Origin of the sequence: Dickeya poaceiphila (assembly GCF_007858975.2) — a bacterium.
Classification (GTDB): domain Bacteria; phylum Pseudomonadota; class Gammaproteobacteria; order Enterobacterales; family Enterobacteriaceae; genus Dickeya; species Dickeya poaceiphila.
The window spans coordinates 1676107-1693285 of the sequence record NZ_CP042220.2 but is presented as its reverse complement, the minus strand read 5'-3'; the positions used below and the strand labels follow the sequence as shown (position 1 = coordinate 1693285).

Here is a 17179-nt window from a genome sequence, read left to right as displayed (position 1 = left end):
TGGCGTTGCAGATTACTGGCCGCTCAATATCCGGGCCGGATCGATACGGCTGGCACGGCGAGCCGGATACCAGCTGGCTACCAGGCTCAGCACCAGCGAGGTACCCAACACAATGACCACATCCAGCATATGTAACTCAGACGGCAGAAAATCGATGAAATAGATATCGCCGGACAAAAAACGGTGACCGGTAAGCCGTTCAAGACCACGGATGATCGGTGTCAGTTGCAGGGTGACCACAATCCCCACCACCGTGCCGACCACACTGCCGAGCAATCCGGCCAGCAAACCATACCAGACAAAAATCGCGCGGATTAACCCATCGCCAGCGCCCAAGGTGCGCAATACGGCGATATCGCTGCTTTTGTCCTTCACCGCCATCACCAGCGTGGAAACGATGTTGAAGCAAGCCACGCCAATCACCAGCACCATCGCCAGATACATAATGGTGCGGATCATCTGAATATCGCGGTACATATAGCCGTAAGTGCCGATCCAACTGCGAATATAGACAAAGAGGTTGGTCGCCTCACCCGCGTCATGCACCAGCTTCTGAGCGGCAAACACATCCTGTGCCTTGATGGCGATACCGGTAATACCGTCGCCCAACTCCAGATACTGCTGGGCATCGGCCAGCGGCACCAACGCCAGACCATGATCCAACTGACCGCTCAACTGCAAGATCCCGGCAACCTGCAAACGGATGCGTTTCGGTTGCAGCAGCTTCATCTGTGGGTCGCTGTTGGGAATCATCACTGTGACCCAGTCACCGCTTTTCACACCCAGCGTATCCGCAACACCTTTACCGATAATCACCTGCTGCGCGCCGGCATGAAAACGAGACCAGGCATTATCCAGCACAAACTGCGGTAACGCGCTGAGCTTCAGTTCCTGCTGCGGGTCCACCCCTTTAAACTGAATCGCCTTCAGGCTGGCGCCGTTTTCCAGCAGCCCGGTAAAACTGATGTAAGGCGCGGCGGCGGCAACGCCGGGCACCTGTTCAATCTTCGACAACTGCGGTCGCCAGTTGCGGAATGGCTGCTCGCCCGCTTCGATCTCGCCATGCGGCACAACCGCCAGAATACGGTTATTAAGCTCACGCTCGAAACCGTTCATTGCGCTTAAGCCAACTATCAATACCGCCACGCCGAGCGCAATGCCGAGCGTGGAAATCACCGAAATCAACGACACCATGCCGCTGCGGCGACGCCCGCGGCTGAAACGCAATCCAACCAGCAGCGAAAGCGGAGGAAAGGTCATTGCGACGCCCCCATCAGGGTTAACTCCTGCTGCAACTGTCCATCACGCATTTCCAGTTGTCGGCCGAGACGGCGGGCCAGACTCAGGTCGTGGGTGACCACCAGAAACGCCGTGCCTTGACGCACATTCAGCTCACCCAGCAGCTCAAAAATGGCATCGGTAGTACGCTGATCAAGGTTGCCGGTCGGTTCGTCCGCCAGTACCAGCGACGGGCTATTCACCAGCGCACGGGCAATTGCCACACGCTGGCGCTCACCGCCGGACAGTTCCGAGGAACGATGCTGGCTGCGTTGTGCCAGACCGACGGCGGCCAGCATCGCCTGCGCCTTTTCTTTTGCTTCTTTCGGCGTCACGTTACCGATCAGAAGCGGCATCGCCACGTTTTCCAACGCGGTGAAATCCGGCAGCAAATGATGAAACTGATAGATGAAACCCAGTTCGCGGTTACGCAGCGCCGCTTTCGCCGCCGCCGACAGCTGATTCAACGTCTTGCCTTTGAACACCACGTCACCGGAGGTCGGCGCATCCAGCCCCCCCAGCAAATGCAGCAAGGTACTTTTGCCAGAGCCGGAACTGCCGACAATCGCCATCATCTCGCCATTCTGCATCTCGAATGACACATCACGCAGCACATCAGTCGACAGGTTGCCTTCCTGATAACGTTTACACAGTTGACGACACTGTAATAAGGGTGAACTACTCATAACGTAAAGCCTCTGCGGGATGGGTGGCGGCCGCGCGCCAGGAAGGATAAAGCGTGGAAAGCAGCGCCAGCAGCATGGCCACCAGCGCAATGGCGATCACCTGCAGCGGTTGAATCTGCACCGGCAGCGCACCGCCGTCAATCAACAGTCCAAGCATCGGTATCAGGGTGTTCAACTGGCTGGCCAGCACCATACCCAATATTGCCCCGACCAGCGCCCCCACCACACCGGCACCACCGCCCTGAACAATAAATACCGCCATGATCTGGCGCTGAGTCAGCCCCTGCGTCTGCAAAATGGCGACCTCGCCCTGTTTCTCCATCACCAGCAAGCCCAGTGAGGTAATAATATTGAACGCCGCGACAGCCACAATCAGACTTAACAGCAGCCCCATCATGTTTTTCTCCATCCGCACCGCCTGGAATAATTCGCCTTTGCGCTCACGCCAGTCTTTCCACACCGTCCCCGGCGGCAACACCTGCTGGCTCAGCGTATCCACCGTGAGCGGTTGATCAAGCCACAGCCGCCAGCCGGTAACGTTACCAAGCGGGTAGCGCATCAGGCGCGACGCATCCTGCTGGTTCACCAGCAATTGATAGCCATCCACTTCACTGTGGGCGTAAAACGTGCCAGCCACGGTAAATAACCGCTGGCTGGGCACACGCCCCATCGGCGTCAACTGGCTGGCGCTGGTCACCATCAACCGCAATTGATCACCCGCTTTGACGCCAAGCTGGTTGGCAAGTTGCTCGCCGAGAATCACCTGATACTGCCCCGGCTGCAACCGTTGCAATGACGTCGCATTGGTCAGGTAGTGCGCCAGCGGTTCCTGTTCATCTGGATTCACGCCGAGCATCACGCCCACCGCGACACTGCGGGCGCTTTGCAGCACCACATCGCCGGTCGTCAGCGATGCGACACGCCTGACGCCTTTCAGGCTGGATAGCGAAGAAGCAGGTAATATCTGTGGATTAAGGGAGCCTTGCGGCGTGGTGATGAGCGCCTGCGGCATCAGCCCCAGAATGCTATTTTCCAGTTCCCGCTCAAAACCGTTCATCACCGACAGCACGGTGACCAGCGCCATCACGCCGAGGGTAATGCCAATGGCGGACAACCAGGAAACAAACCGCCCGAAGCGGTCCGCGGCCCGTCCTCGCATATAGCGCAGGCCAATGAAAAGTGCGACAGGTTGATACATGAAATCCGTCTGGATGAGGTTGCTAAAGCAAAGTGAACAAGGATAATAAAGGGTAGTACTACTTTATGGAACCCTAAGCCCCTCTCTTCCCGACTTTTTCTTAGTGGATATCGAGACCTGATAATCGGATGATGCCTGAACAATATCGCTATACCTTGCCTGGCAAAGCGGGTGAACAACGCCTGCTTGGTCAGCTTACCGGCGCAGGTTGCGCCGTCGAATGCGCCGAGATCGTTGAACGCCACGCCGGGCTGGTGGTACTGATTACCCCCGACATGCAAAATGCCCTGCGGTTGCGCGACGAAATCCGGCAGTTTACCGGGCAACACGTCATGATGCTGCCGGACTGGGAAACCCTGCCCTACGACAGCTTTTCTCCTCACCAGGAAATTATCTCTACCCGTTTATCAACCCTATACCAGCTTCCTTCGCTGACGCGAGGCGTATTGATTCTGCCAGTCAATACCCTGATGCAGAAAGTGTGCCCCCACACCTTCCTGCATGGCCACGCGTTGATGCTGAAAAAGGGCCAGCGCCTGTCGCGCGATACATTACGCAGCCAACTGGAGCAGGCAGGTTACCGTAGCGTCGATCAGGTGATGGAGCATGGTGAATTTGCTACCCGCGGCGCACTGCTCGACCTGTTCCCGATGGGAAGCGAGGAGCCGTTCCGTATCGATTTCTTTGATAATGAAATCGACAGTTTGCGGTTATTCAATGCCGATACCCAGCGCACACTGAATGAAGTCGAACACATTCACCTGTTGCCGGCGCGGGAATTCCCTACTGACAAAAACGCCATCGAACTGTTTCGCAGTCAATGGCGCGAGCAATTTGACGTCAGACGCGATGCTGAGCACCTCTACCAGCAGGTAAGCAAAGGCACCCTGCCCGCCGGGATTGAGTACTGGCAGCCGCTGTTTTTCAGCCAGCCGTTGCCGGCGCTATTCAGCTATCTACCGTCCGATACATTGCTGGTTAACACGGGCGACATTCAACAGGGCGCTGAGCGCTTCTGGCAGGATGTCCAGCAGCGCCATGACAGCCGCCGTATCGACCCGATGCGTCCGCTGTTGCCGCCGGATGCATTGTGGCTGCCGGTTGATGCGCTGTTTGCCGAACTCAAACACTGGCCGCGCGTACAACTGCGCAGCGACACGTTGCCCGATAAGGCCGCCAACCTCAATCTGGGCTACCAGCCGCTGCCGGACCTGGCGGTTCAGCATCAGAGTAAATCGCCGTTGGATGCGCTGCGCCGTTTCGTAGAGCAGTTTGACGGGCAGATTATCTTTTCCGTAGAGAGCGAAGGCCGCCGGGAAACATTGCAGGAACTGTTGTCGCGCATCAAGTTGTCCCCGGTGCCGGTGAACAACGTTGAACAGATGACGTCACCGGGTTGCTACCTGATGATAGGCGCCAGCGAGCACGGCTTTATTGATACCTTGCGCCAACGCGCGCTGATCTGCGAAAGCGACCTGCTGGGCGAGCGCGTCAGCCGCCGACGTCAGGACAATCGCCGCACTATCAATACCGATACCCTGATCCGCAATCTGGCGGAATTGCGCCCAGGTCAGCCGGTGGTGCACCTTGAACACGGTGTTGGCCGTTACGCCGGATTGACCACGCTGGAAGCCGGCGGCATCAAAGCGGAATACCTGATTCTGCATTACGCCGGTGAAGACAAACTGTACGTACCGGTCTCCTCGTTGCACTTGATCAGCCGCTACGCCGGTGGCGCGGAAGAAAGCGCACCTCTGCACAAACTGGGCGGGGACACCTGGACGCGAGCACGCCAGAAAGCGGCGGAAAAAGTGCGTGACGTGGCCGCCGAACTGTTGGATGTCTATGCCCAGCGCGCCGCTCACACCGGCTTCGCGTTTAAACATGACCGGGAACAATACCAGTTGTTCTGTCAGGGCTTCCCGTTTGATACCACGCCGGATCAGGCGCAAGCCATCAATGCAGTGCTAAGCGACATGTGCCGCCCGCTGGCGATGGACCGGCTGGTATGCGGCGATGTCGGCTTCGGCAAAACCGAAGTGGCGATGCGCGCCGCGTTTCTGGCGGTGGAAAACCATAAGCAGGTGGCGGTGCTGGTGCCGACCACGCTGCTGGCGCAGCAGCATTTCGACAATTTCCGTGACCGTTTTGCCAACTGGCCGGTACGCATTGAAATGCTCTCTCGCTTTCGCAGCCAGAAAGAACAGACCCAGGTGCTGGAGCAAACCCAGGAAGGCAAAGTGGATATCCTGATCGGGACGCACAAATTACTGCAAAGCGATGTGCGCTGGCGAGATTTGGGCTTGCTGATCGTTGATGAAGAGCACCGCTTCGGCGTGCGTCACAAAGAACGTATCAAGGCGATGCGTGCCAATGTGGATATTCTGACGCTCACCGCGACACCGATTCCGCGTACCCTGAACATGGCGATGAGCGGCATCCGCGATTTGTCGATCATCGCCACGCCGCCGGCGCGCCGTCTGGCGGTGAAAACCTTTGTACGCGAGTACGATAGTCTGGTGGTGCGTGAAGCCATCCTGCGTGAAATCCTGCGTGGTGGGCAGGTCTACTACCTCTACAACGACGTAGAGAATATTGAAAAAGCCGCCCAACGACTCAGCGAACTGGTGCCGGAAGCCCGCATCGCCATCGGCCACGGCCAGATGCGCGAGCGTGACCTGGAACGAGTCATGAACGATTTCCATCACCAACGTTTCAATGTGCTGGTGTGTACCACCATCATCGAAACGGGAATCGATATTCCAAGCGCCAATACCATTATCATTGAACGCGCCGACCATTTCGGCCTGGCACAACTGCATCAGTTGCGTGGCCGTGTCGGACGTTCTCATCATCAGGCTTACGCTTACCTGCTTACCCCGAATCCCAAAGCGATGAGCAGTGATGCCCACAAGCGGCTGGAAGCCATCGCCTCGCTGGAAGATCTGGGCGCGGGTTTCGCGCTCGCCACCCACGATTTGGAAATTCGTGGCGCAGGCGAATTGTTGGGCGAAGACCAGAGCGGCCAGATGGAGAGCGTGGGTTTTTCGCTGTACATGGACTTGCTGGAAAGCGCGGTAGAATCGCTTAAGGCCGGGCGGGAACCGTCGCTGGAAGACCTGCTCAGCAGTCAGACCGATGTGGAACTCCGCCTGCCGGCGCTGTTGCCGGACGATTTCATCCCAGACGTCAACACCCGCTTATCGTTTTATAAGCGTATCGCCAGCGCTAAAGACGGCAACGAGCTGGATGACCTGAAAGCAGAGTTAATCGACCGTTTCGGCACGTTGCCGGATGCCGTCCGTCATCTGCTACAGGTAGCCGCGCTACGCCAGCAAGCGCAGACGCTGGGCATCAAGCGTATCGAAGGCAATGACAAAGGCGGATTCGTCGAGTTCAGTGAGCGCAATCGTGTAGACCCAACGCACCTGATCGGCCTGTTGCAGCGCGAGCCTAAGGTTTATCGGCTCGATGGTCCCACCCGGTTGAAATTCATCAAAGATCTGGGTGGATACCCGCAGCGGCTAACGTTTATTACCGACCTATTGGAGGAGATGGCACAACATACGTGCGCCACCTGATTATTTTTCTTATCTAAATTATGATGGTCCGACTAAAATCAAAAGAATAATAGCCGATATATATCCGGGATAATTTAAGTTGCAGAAAGGCAACCATTACGTCACTCCCCAGGAACTGAGTCAAATCAAGTGACTGGGGGGCGACGATAACACTGCCGGATGTTGTGTTGAGCGTTGCCTGTCGTTGCTCCCAAAGAGCAAGTCCCATGAATAAGCCGGGTAATAAAACCAACACGCCTGGAACCTGAAGCACCACAGGTATAGAAAAACTAATAAGGTCATCCAAGGGCCATCACAAATGAATAAACTAATCGCTTTCTTGACCTTTTTAGCGATGTTCGCCATGGGTTTATGGGCTATTTATTATCAGGACTATCGTACTGATAATCAGCGCGCTTATGACAATGCGCAACGGGCGGTCAAAAATATTGAAGAGATCCTCGATGAAGCCAGAGAAGCGGTGGAACACAGTAAACCGCTGCTGACACAACCCTGTACGCCTGACGTGATCCGTCAGTTGAATATGACGGCGGCCATTGAAACCCATTTGCGTACCGTCAGTCTGCTCAAAAATGACGTGGTGTACTGCTCATCGCTGTATGGTGTAGATAACCGTCCTGCCGCGCTGGAACGCTTTCATATGCGGCAACTGGCGTTATTAGCCGGCAATCCCGTCACCCCGGACAAAACTCTAATGATGTATCTCGGCAATACGGCAGACGGCAGTGTTGGTGTCGCGGTACATGGTCAGCATTTCACTAATGTTTTAGACCTGCTCAGTAAACGGCGAAATCTTTATTTGGCCGTCGGCAATACCTGGATATCCCGTGATAATAAGGTGTCGAGATTTAATTCTGAAGATTTACGTAATTTCGTTATTATCCCTTCCAGCCATTACCATTTTTGCATCCTGTTTCCTCGCGACGAAAAATATTCTTTTGCCGACTTTTGGGAACAGGAAAAAATGACGTTGTTGGTGGTTTTCCTTGTTGCCCTCGGTTCTGGCTTCCTGGCTTATAAATATTCAACACATCTTAATTCGCCTTATGACGGCATTCGGCGCGCCATCGAAAATCAGGAAGTGCAGCCCTATTACCAGCCCGTCATTTCTACTGAATCACGGGAAATCTATGGCGTAGAAGTGCTGGCGCGCTGGCACCATCCAGAAAGTGGTTTTATTTCCCCCGATATTTTTATTCCGTTGTGTGAGCAAAGTGGGCTAATTATCCCGATGACTCGCTCACTAATGAGCAGCGTGGTGCGTGATTTAACGCCGCATCTGAACACTCTGCCGGACAATTTGCACATTGCCCTCAATATCAGCGCCCAACACTGTCAGTCAGACGACTTTATTACCGACTGCCAGAATTTCATCTCCGCCTTTGGCGATAAAAACGTGCATTTGATGATTGAGATTACTGAGCGGGAAAAAGTCGAGATTACGCCGGAAATCGTCGCCCGCTTCAAAAAACTCAGCGACGCAGGGGTGCTTATCGCGCTGGATGATTTCGGTACCGGTTATTCCAATTTTGATTATCTGAGAAAACTGCACGTGAATGTCCTCAAGATAGACCAGTCGTTCGTCAGCATGATCGATGAAAACGATCCGCAATCCAGCACGCTGGTAAACTGCGTTATCGCTCTGGCGCAGCAAATGAACCTGATGACCATCGCCGAAGGGGTGGAAACCGAATATCAGGCCGAATTTTTATCGCGTAAACAGATTAATTTTATGCAGGGGTATTTCTTCTCCCGGCCACTGCCGTTTGATGAACTGGCGCAAACCTGGCTCAGTAAACGCTGAGTCAGGCGGTAGTGCGTTAATGCCTTAACGACACGCGATTTTTATCCGTTAGCGCTCTTTACAAGCACCAAAGCAAACGGTAAATTCCCGCCCCTTCTCTACTGGCATGGGGATAACAATCATGTTTGTCGGCTTTGACTACGGTACGGCCAACTGTTCGTTGGCCGTCATGGAACAAGGAACACCACGTTTGTTGCCACTGGAGCAACACACACCTTACTTGCAATCAATGTTGTGCGCGCCCAGCCGCGAAGCCGTCAGCGAATGGCTGTGGCGGCATCATCAGGTCGTTGCAGAGGGAGAAAATGCCCAACAGCTACAACGCGCCATCAACCACAACCGTGAAGAAGATATTCGGGTTCAGCCAGATAGCATCAGGTTCGGGCTGTCGGCGCTGGCGCACTACATGGATGACCCGCAAGACATCTGGTTCGTGAAATCACCCAAGTCATTTCTCGGCGCTACCGGACTAAAACCACAGCAGATAGCGCTGTTTGAAGATTTGGTCTGCGCCATGATGCTACATATTCGCCAGCAGGCCGAGCAACAACTCGACCAGCCGATTGAACAGGCGGTGATCGGGCGGCCAATCAACTTTCAGGGGATAGGCGGCGAAGACGCCAACCGCCAGGCTCAGGGAATTCTGGAACGCGCCGCACAACGCGCCGGGTTCCGGCAGGTGGCGTTCCAGTTTGAGCCGGTCGCTGCCGGCCTTGATTTCGAAGCTACGCTGCAACAGGAAAAACGGGTTCTGGTTGTCGATATCGGCGGCGGCACCACCGACTGCTCAATGCTGTTGATGGGTCCCGACTGGCGTACGCGCCGCGAGCGTGCGGAAAGCCTGCTGGGCCACAGTGGTTGTCGGGTAGGCGGCAACGATCTGGATATTATGCTGGCGTTCAGGCAATTCTGCCCACTATTGGGGATGAACGGTCTTACCGAAAAAGGCACTGCGCTGCCAGTATTGCCCTGGTGGAATGCGGTTGCTATTAACGACGTACCCGCACAGGCGGAGTTCTACAGCAACGCCTGCGGCAGACTGTTGCGCGATTTGATCCGCGATGCACGCGAACCTGAACGGGTGGAGCGCCTGCTGACGGTATGGCGTCAAAAGCTCAGCTACCGCCTGGTGCGGCTGGCAGAAGAACAGAAAATCGCCTTATCGCAGGCAGAAACCTCACGGGCCAGCCTGCCGTTTATCATCCCTGGACTGGAAACCGATATCAGCGAGAGTCAACTGGAAGAGGCCATTGTCCAGCCGCTGGAACACATTAAACAGCAGTTGATTCTGGCTCAGCAAAGCAGCCAGACGCAGCCGGACGTCATTTATCTGACTGGCGGCAGCGCCCGTTCACCTTTGCTACGGGCAGCCATCAGCCGCTGTCTGCCCGACGTGCCGATCGCAAGCGGCGACGACTTCGGTTCCGTCACCGCGGGGCTGGCTCGCTGGGCCGAGACGCTATTCCGCTAAGCGATATGCCGCCATACCAACGCCTCAGGAAACCGCGGTGGTGAGGCGTTCAAACCAGTGCTGGCTGTCGTAATCGTCCGTCAGCACAATACCAAACTGTTGTTGCAGGCAATCCAGATACTCACGATGGCTGCCGATAATCTGCTCGCGTTTCTGCCCATGTAAGGTCACGATCAGGCGATTGTCTGATAACGTCACCCTTCCCTGCGAGGTCACACGGGTACAAAGCGACTTCGTGGTGAAAGGCGATAACGGCGAGGTCTGATGGTAGTGCGCCATATCGGCATACTCCGCCAGTTGACGGGGTTGCAACGTAAACTTGTACTGCGGCTTCCACGCCTTGCCGGAAAGCTGTTGCTGCAGTTGATAGCCCTCTTCCACCGTCACCACCCGATAGCTGGCGAGCACTTCGCGGGATACCACACCCGATAGCGGCACCGGAACGCAGAACGAGTCTCCGAAACTGATATCGGCAATCACTGCCGAGCGCGGCAAGTCAACCTTCAGAAACAAATGATCAAACGGCTGCCCATAATGACCGTCATCGTTCCACACCTGACCTGCCAGCAGTTGTACCTCAAACCCCAATGCCTGCAACAATAAATAAAACCCGTAGTTGAGCTCGTAACAGAATCCGCCACGCCGTTCATCAATGATTTTGCGATAGATAGCGGATTGATTGAGGTGTATCGGTTTTCCAAACACCACATCCAGATTTTCAAACGGAATATGCCTCAGGTGGGCAAGATGGAGCAGGTGTAGCTGTGAAGCCGGTTCAGCAGGCAGTGAACTGACGCCAATGCGCTGCAAATAGCGTTGAACTTCTGAATGATCCAGCATATGTCTTCCCGGTGCCTGAACAAAAGCCTATCCCAACAGGCATCATTGGCAATGTACTTTCGATAATACCTCTTCACTACTTATTGATAAACGTAACGTCGCCTTCAATTGGCAAATAAGGCGATAACCGTCACGGAGCGGCGCACCTGTCGATGGAGATATAGCCGACAAATGCGCCGCCTGCCTGATTAGCGACTGACAGGCAAAAGGTATTGCGTGGTGCGTTCACCGTTAATATAGAGCGCTCGCCGCTCATTGGGTGGTAACTGTATGGTTACTTGCTGCCACGCCGGAGTAAAGGTTCCTTCCGGGCGGAAGGTGACGTCAATACGTTCGGCGCTGCAACACACTTCCCAACGTAGCCACAACGCCTGTCCATCACGCCAGCGATGCGTTTCGCCGTCATCCTCAAACAACAGCCCTTGCTGGCTGCCGTTGCCTGTCTGCGGGAACAGCATCAAGGTGCGCTGGTCGTCACGCGTTGAACTGACAAAATCGGTACGCGCCGACAACGGCAGCATCGCCCCGGCTCTAACCAGCAGCGGCAAGCGTTCCAGCGGCGCATCCAGCGTCACCGTTTGACCGCCGCTGAACCAGTCGCCGCGATAAAAATCATACCAGCCGTCGCCATTATCCGGCAGATAGACCTCACGCTGACGTTGCCCCGCTTCCACGACGCTCGCCACCAACAGGTCCCTGCCGAACATGAAGTCATCCGTTTCCTCGAAGGTACGCGGGTCATTTTCGTGATCTAAAAAGGTCGGGCGCAACATCGGCTCGTCATCGGCATGGGCCTGCCAGAGCAAGGTGTACAGATACGGCAATAACCGATAACGCAGCTGAATGGCATCACGGATAATCGGCGTTACCGCCGGGTACATCCAGGGTTCGTTGACGGTAGCGTCGTCATTCCACGAGTGGATGGTAAAGCGCGGGTGCATCACACCGTTTTGTACCCAACGCACAAACAATTCGGCATCAGGCTTGTTGCCAGCGAAACCGCCTACGTCATGGCCCACGTTATACAGGCCCGACAAACTCATGCCGACTCCCATTCGGGTGTTATAACGCAACGTCTGCCAGTTGGTGCGGTTGTCGCCGCTCCAGGTCTGCACATAGCGCTGCATCCCAGCGCTGCCGGAACGTGAAATCAGATAGGGGCGCAGTTCAGGCGCAAAACGCTGCTGTGCTTCCATCGAGGCGCGCATCATCAACAACGGCATCAACGGGCGGATATGCTTGATGGCAATCGGCTGACCAAATCCGTGACAACGCGCTTCGCCATCCCAAATCTCGAATTCGTTGTTATCGTTCCAGGTAGAGTCGATGCCTTTTTCCAGTAGTTGCCGGGTAACGTTTTCCTGCCACCAAGCGACGGTATCCGGGTTGGTGAAATCCAGATGAGAACCTTCGTCATCCCAGAAACTGGAGCGCTCCGGGTTATCCGATTCCGAATCGCGCACAAACAACCCTTTGGTTGCCACTTCCTGATAACGGGGATGATCCTGTAACAAGCAGGGTTTGATATTGGCCGCCAGATGCAAACCCGCATCATGGAATGCCTGGGTCATCTGCTCAGGTTGCGGCACTTTTTCGTAGTTCCAGTTGAACACGTAACGTTTGTTGCCAATCGAGGTATAGCCCGACGAGAGCTGGAATGAATCGCACGGAATCGTATGCTGGCGGCACAACTCAATGAAAGTGAGCAACTGCCGCTGAGCATCCGGCGCGTCGGTGTAATGCATGGTAGAGCCGCTATAACCGAGGCTCCATTTAGGGCCGAAGCAGGTTTTGCCGGTGAGCCGGACAAATGCCTTGGTCACATCGACAATCGCCGGACCGAGCAGAAAATAGTAATCCAAATCCCCGGCTTCGGCCTGATAGCGCCGGTAAGCCAGGTGGTAATTATCCAGTTCGTTGCCCAAATCCAGCCAGGTGGAGCTGAGGTTGTCATAAAACACACCATAACTGGCGCCCGGTTGATTAGCACTGCCCGGCTGACTAACAATCGTGAACGGCAGGTGCTTATACAGCGGGTCGGTGCTGTGGGCGTTATAGCCCATGGCATCCAGATTACGGAATTCAAAACGACGACCGGCGCGGTTTAACTCTCCCGCCTTTTCTCCCAGCCCGTAGCAACGCTCCTGCGGGGTGCGACGCTGGTAATGCGCCACACCATCGCCGTGGCTATTGAGCAGATAGGCGCCGGTTGGCCGATCAGACGCCAGCGGTTGCCACTGTCCGTGCGCATCGCAGTATTCCCATGACAGCCACAGCGGCTGGTGAACGGTGACCCGTAACTGTGCGGTGCTTATCTGCAAGGCATCGCCTTGCCAGCCCAACGTATACCCCGGCAACGCGAAACCGTCACTGCTCTCCCGCTCACGGCCTTGCCATGGCACATCCACATCCTGCTGCGGCGCAATGCTCCAGGTACGGTTTAGCCGCAGTTGGTTATGTTGTTTAATCAGCACCCGCATCAATCCCGGTGCCAGTACGTACAACATAAAGCGATGCTTGCCATCCACCAGCAGTTCAACCCGGTCCTCGGCCTGATGGTGCAATACCCATTGTTTCAATGTCTTCATAACATCACTCGTCTATTCAGAAATTCTGTCAGTGTGCACGCTGACGACGTTCCGCGATGAACGCAATCAGGAACAGCGCACCAAATAAATCAAAAAAGCCCATCGCCACAAACAGCGGGTTGAACCCCACCTTGTCAGCGGTAACACCAATCACCAACGAGAACAGGAAGCTGGCGATCCACGCACTGGCTCCACGCATCCCGTTGACCGTCGCCATCTGGCCTTTATCAAACGAATCCACCACCACGGCGCTCAACATACAGGAAATAATTTGATGACCGAATCCGCCAATAGAAATCAGGATAATCGCCAGATACGGGTTCTGAGTGATGCTGACCAACGCCAGCGACAGCATCAAAAACGCACCGGTCACCGAACTGCCTACCACCGAATTGATACGTGAACAACCAAACAGCCGGGCGTAAAGCCGGGTCAGGTAACCGCTGGCGATACTGCCGAAGTCAGCGGCAAGAAAAGGAAGCCAGGCAAACATGGCGATTTGTTTCAAATCCATGCCACGCTCTTTGGCCAGATACAGCGGCACCCAGAAGCTCAGCACGGCCCAAGCCGGTTCCGCCATAAATGCCGGAATCGCAATGCCGTAGAAACGACGGTCTTTCATCACCGTTTTCATGGCCTTAAAAAACGGTTGTTTCACCGGAGCCGGCTCATTGTCCTGACGAATAAACGCCAGTTCTGCCTTACTCAGGTGCGGGTGATTTTCCGGGTTATGGTAAAACAGCCACCACAGTACAACCCATAACATTGCCAGTACCCCGGCAAAAATGAATGCCCCTTGCCAGCCGAGCAGGGAGTGCGCCGCCACAATGATAGGCGGGGCCAGCATCGCACCGATGGAAAATCCAACGCCTGCCCAACCCGCAGCAATAGGCCGCTCCTGACGAGGAAACCACTCGCCAAGCGTTTTGGCGTTAGCCGGCGTGGCGGCGGCTTCAGCGCCCCCCATCATGAAGCGCAAAACGGCAAGCTGAACCCAACTGCCGGCTCCAGCATGTAACAAACACATCAGCGCCCAGATTACTGCGCAAATCATAAATCCCAGCTTTAACCCAATAACGTCAATTAACCATCCGCACAGCGGCTGAAATATCGTATAGGCCAATTGGAACGCCCCGACAATCCAGGAGTATTGCTCGGTGGTAATATTCAACACCGTTTTTAATTCAGGTGCCAAAATACCCAGCGAGTTGCGGGTAATGTAATTAACGGTGACGCCAAACAGAAATAACGCCAGTACCCACCAGCGCAATTGTTTAAATTTTCTTTTTTCATTGATGACAGGTGAGGAATTAACGTCGAGACTCATGGTGATCTCCTTACGGCAGAATACAGTGGCATACCTTTCAGTACGCACCATCCTGATGTTCTAATATTCAGATTTTTATAAAATTTTATGCCTGTAAAACCCAATTTCTCCCAGCGTATGCCGCCAGAAGAATCAGGACCGATTCAGCGTAAAAAAATAAAAAAGCCGGAGATACTCACTTTTTTGCAACTATTTTCATGATAGCGTCAAAACCTGCTTTTTTTGCTTATCGTTATGGCTAACTTTCTTCATTTTTGGGTTATGAAAATTTTTTCACCCCCCAAATTGAGCAGGATCACAGAATGAAAAAAAACCTCAGGATCCGCGATATCGCCCTGCAAACCGGTTTTTCCGTCAGTACCGTTTCGCGGGTACTGGCAGGCAAATCCAATACCAGTGACGCGGCACGGATGCGCATTCTGACGGCGGCAAGGCAATGCGGCGTGATGGATCATCTGGCGACTGGCCGTTTATTACTCAATAGCCTGACGGTGTTCGCGCCGGAGCGCGCGTTTAATAGCCGGGCAGACATTTTTTATCACAAGGTGCTTCAGGGAATTCTCGATTCACTGGACTCACACGATGTCCGCCTGCGTTACTGCGGACTGGCGGAAAATGACAGCGATGCGTCACTGTTTCTGGAGAAAATGTCATCGCCGGAAACCGAAGGCGCCATTTTGCTCGGCATTGATGACCCGTACATCCACGCACTGGCGGCTGAATTGAACAAACCCTGCGTGTTAGTCAACTGTCTCGACCACAAAATGAAATTATCTGGCGTATCGCCTGCGCACCAACTCATCGGTGAATTTGCCGCCAACTATCTGATTGAACAGGGACATCGCCATATCCTGACGCTATTGTGCCTGCGCCGCTACACCATGGAGTGGCGACTGGCGGGAATCCGCGATGCTTATCAACAGCACAATCTGCCCTTTATCGATGAGTTTCACTTGTTGACGCCCCGCGGCTTTGGTAGTGCGGAAACGGAACAGGCGGTCACCGATTTTCTGGCTACCTGCCCACACGAGCAGTACCCAACCGCCATACTGGCGGGCGGTGACTTTATGGCTGTCGGTGCCGTCAATGCGCTGCATAAAGCAAAACTGCGCGTACCGCAGGATATCTCAGTGATGAGTATGGATGGTGCCAATCTGGCGGCGGTACACGATATTCCGCTGACCTCAGTGCTGATCCCACGAGAAGAGCTGGGGCGAGAAGCCGTCAGATTATTACAACTGCAGTTGATGCAACCGGGGAGAGGGATCGGCAATATTCTGCTGAATGGCACGCTGGCGCTAAGAGATTCCGTAAAACGTATCCGACCCAGCCAACGCCATTCGCTGGTACAGGATACCGATTTATATGATGCCTGAGTCAGGCTGAAAGCATCAACATCAGGCCCGCAGTCAGCAGTATGACTTTGCGGGCCTGACGACTCCACGCATCAACTGGACTGATTAATAATCAGTTGACCATTACGATCAAGCGGGATGCGCGTGCCTGGGTCACGATCCATCCGGATTTTGCCTTCCTGATTGCCGATTTTATACGTGACATCATAGCCCAGCACTCTCTGCGTCTTGTCATACACCGTCTGGCAACGCTGCTGTGTGGACGCCGCGACATCACTGTCTTGCATTTTCCCCTGCACCTGATTGCCCGCATAGCCACCGGCCAGCGCACCAGCCACTGTTGCTACGTCACGGCCTCGGCCACCACCAAACTGGTGCCCCAGTACACCGCCAGCGACCATGCCCAACAGCGACCCGGCAATACGGTTTTCATCTTGCACGGGCTGACGACGTGTCACAACGATATTGCGGCATTCCTGACGCGGTGTTTTTACGGTTTCTTTGATGGGGGTTGCCGTCAGCACCTGTGCAAACTGTGGTCTGGACGCAAAAACATCCAGACTGGCGACGGCTGCCACGCCCAGAGCTGCGGCTATACCGATACTCATACCTGCTAACATTGACTTGTTCACAGGAAACCTCCTGATATAGATAACCACGCATCTTCCATCGCGCCCAGCATCGAAGCCTTAAATTGCTCCTGATGGGCTGATAGCTTACCCGAAGCCCTCATTTTTCGGCCTTTCGGGACACGGCGTACGCGCTGCGCCGTCTGTGTGAGTTAAAGTTTGCCTAATCCCCCCGGCGCTCTCAATCGGATTACTACCTCAAAAAGGTTATACAGATAACATAAATGTTACATTTGAGATTTTTCTTACCTTTAGTTTCCTTTATGTAAACATTTTATTCTTAGATATGTAAAAATATCAGGCGATTTACATGATAGTCACTTACCATGAAAAATAATTATCATGACTGGTAATTACCATGACCAGTCATTGTTATGGCTGGTAATTGTTATGAATGGAAAATGTTATTGATGGAAATTGTA

Annotated in this window: 11 protein-coding genes; 4 read left to right on the top strand and 7 right to left on the bottom strand. The window is 54.4% G+C overall.

Annotated elements, in window-relative coordinates; all coding sequences use genetic code 11:
* Positions 1-12 precede the first annotated feature (12 nt).
* Genes lolE through lolC form a run of 3 tightly spaced genes read right to left on the bottom strand, consistent with a single transcriptional unit; the run spans position 13 to position 3162 of the window.
* Positions 13-1260: a lipoprotein-releasing ABC transporter permease subunit LolE gene (gene lolE, locus Dpoa569_RS07600; protein WP_042871145.1), complete on the bottom strand. Its 1248-nt coding sequence runs from the start codon at positions 1258-1260 to the stop codon at positions 13-15.
* Positions 1257-1964, bottom strand: coding sequence for a lipoprotein-releasing ABC transporter ATP-binding protein LolD (gene lolD / locus Dpoa569_RS07595; RefSeq protein ID WP_042871146.1), 708 nt, complete (start codon positions 1962-1964; stop codon positions 1257-1259). The genes lolE and lolD overlap by 4 nt, the downstream gene beginning before the upstream one ends.
* Entirely contained in the window at positions 1957-3162 is a 1206-nt protein-coding gene (lolC, locus tag Dpoa569_RS07590; protein WP_042871149.1) for a lipoprotein-releasing ABC transporter permease subunit LolC, read from the bottom strand. Before lolC ends, lolD begins: the two co-directional genes overlap by 8 nt.
* Positions 3163-3290: 128 nt before the next feature.
* Here lolC and mfd point away from each other — a divergent pair, with 128 nt between their 5' ends.
* From mfd to yegD, 3 genes are all read left to right on the top strand, one after another.
* Entirely contained in the window at positions 3291-6743 is a 3453-nt protein-coding gene (gene mfd, locus Dpoa569_RS07585; RefSeq protein WP_173023997.1) for a transcription-repair coupling factor, read from the top strand.
* Between the two features lie 298 nt (positions 6744-7041).
* Complete coding sequence (locus Dpoa569_RS07580; RefSeq protein ID WP_042871152.1) at positions 7042-8547, top strand: EAL domain-containing protein; 1506 nt, start codon at positions 7042-7044, stop codon at positions 8545-8547.
* 121 nt (positions 8548-8668) lie between these two features.
* Positions 8669-10018 carry a molecular chaperone gene (gene yegD / locus Dpoa569_RS07575; protein WP_042871154.1) on the top strand — a complete coding sequence of 450 codons (1350 nt, stop codon included), beginning with the start codon at positions 8669-8671 and terminating at the stop codon, positions 10016-10018.
* A 24-nt stretch (positions 10019-10042) separates the two neighbouring features.
* Here yegD and Dpoa569_RS07570 read toward each other — a convergent pair whose 3' ends face one another.
* From Dpoa569_RS07570 to Dpoa569_RS07560, 3 genes are all read right to left on the bottom strand, one after another.
* Positions 10043-10858: an arylamine N-acetyltransferase family protein gene (locus Dpoa569_RS07570; RefSeq protein WP_042871156.1), complete on the bottom strand. Its 816-nt coding sequence runs from the start codon at positions 10856-10858 to the stop codon at positions 10043-10045.
* A gap of 188 nt (positions 10859-11046) precedes the next feature.
* Positions 11047-13446 (bottom strand): glycoside hydrolase family 31 protein, encoded by a 2400-nt coding sequence (locus Dpoa569_RS07565; protein WP_042871158.1) that lies wholly within the window; start codon positions 13444-13446, stop codon positions 11047-11049.
* 28 nt (positions 13447-13474) lie between these two features.
* A complete protein-coding gene (locus tag Dpoa569_RS07560; RefSeq protein ID WP_042871160.1) occupies positions 13475-14773 on the bottom strand; it encodes an MFS transporter in 1299 nt (432 codons plus the stop codon).
* Positions 14774-15075: 302 nt separating this feature from the next.
* On the opposite strand from Dpoa569_RS07560, the gene Dpoa569_RS07555 reads away from it, so the two are divergent.
* Entirely contained in the window at positions 15076-16149 is a 1074-nt protein-coding gene (locus Dpoa569_RS07555) for a LacI family DNA-binding transcriptional regulator (protein WP_042871162.1), read from the top strand.
* Between the two features lie 71 nt (positions 16150-16220).
* Here Dpoa569_RS07555 and Dpoa569_RS07550 read toward each other — a convergent pair whose 3' ends face one another.
* Positions 16221-16760, bottom strand: a complete 540-nt coding sequence (locus tag Dpoa569_RS07550; protein ID WP_042871164.1) for a glycine zipper 2TM domain-containing protein — start codon at positions 16758-16760, stop codon at positions 16221-16223.
* Positions 16761-17179: the final 419 nt, after the last annotated feature.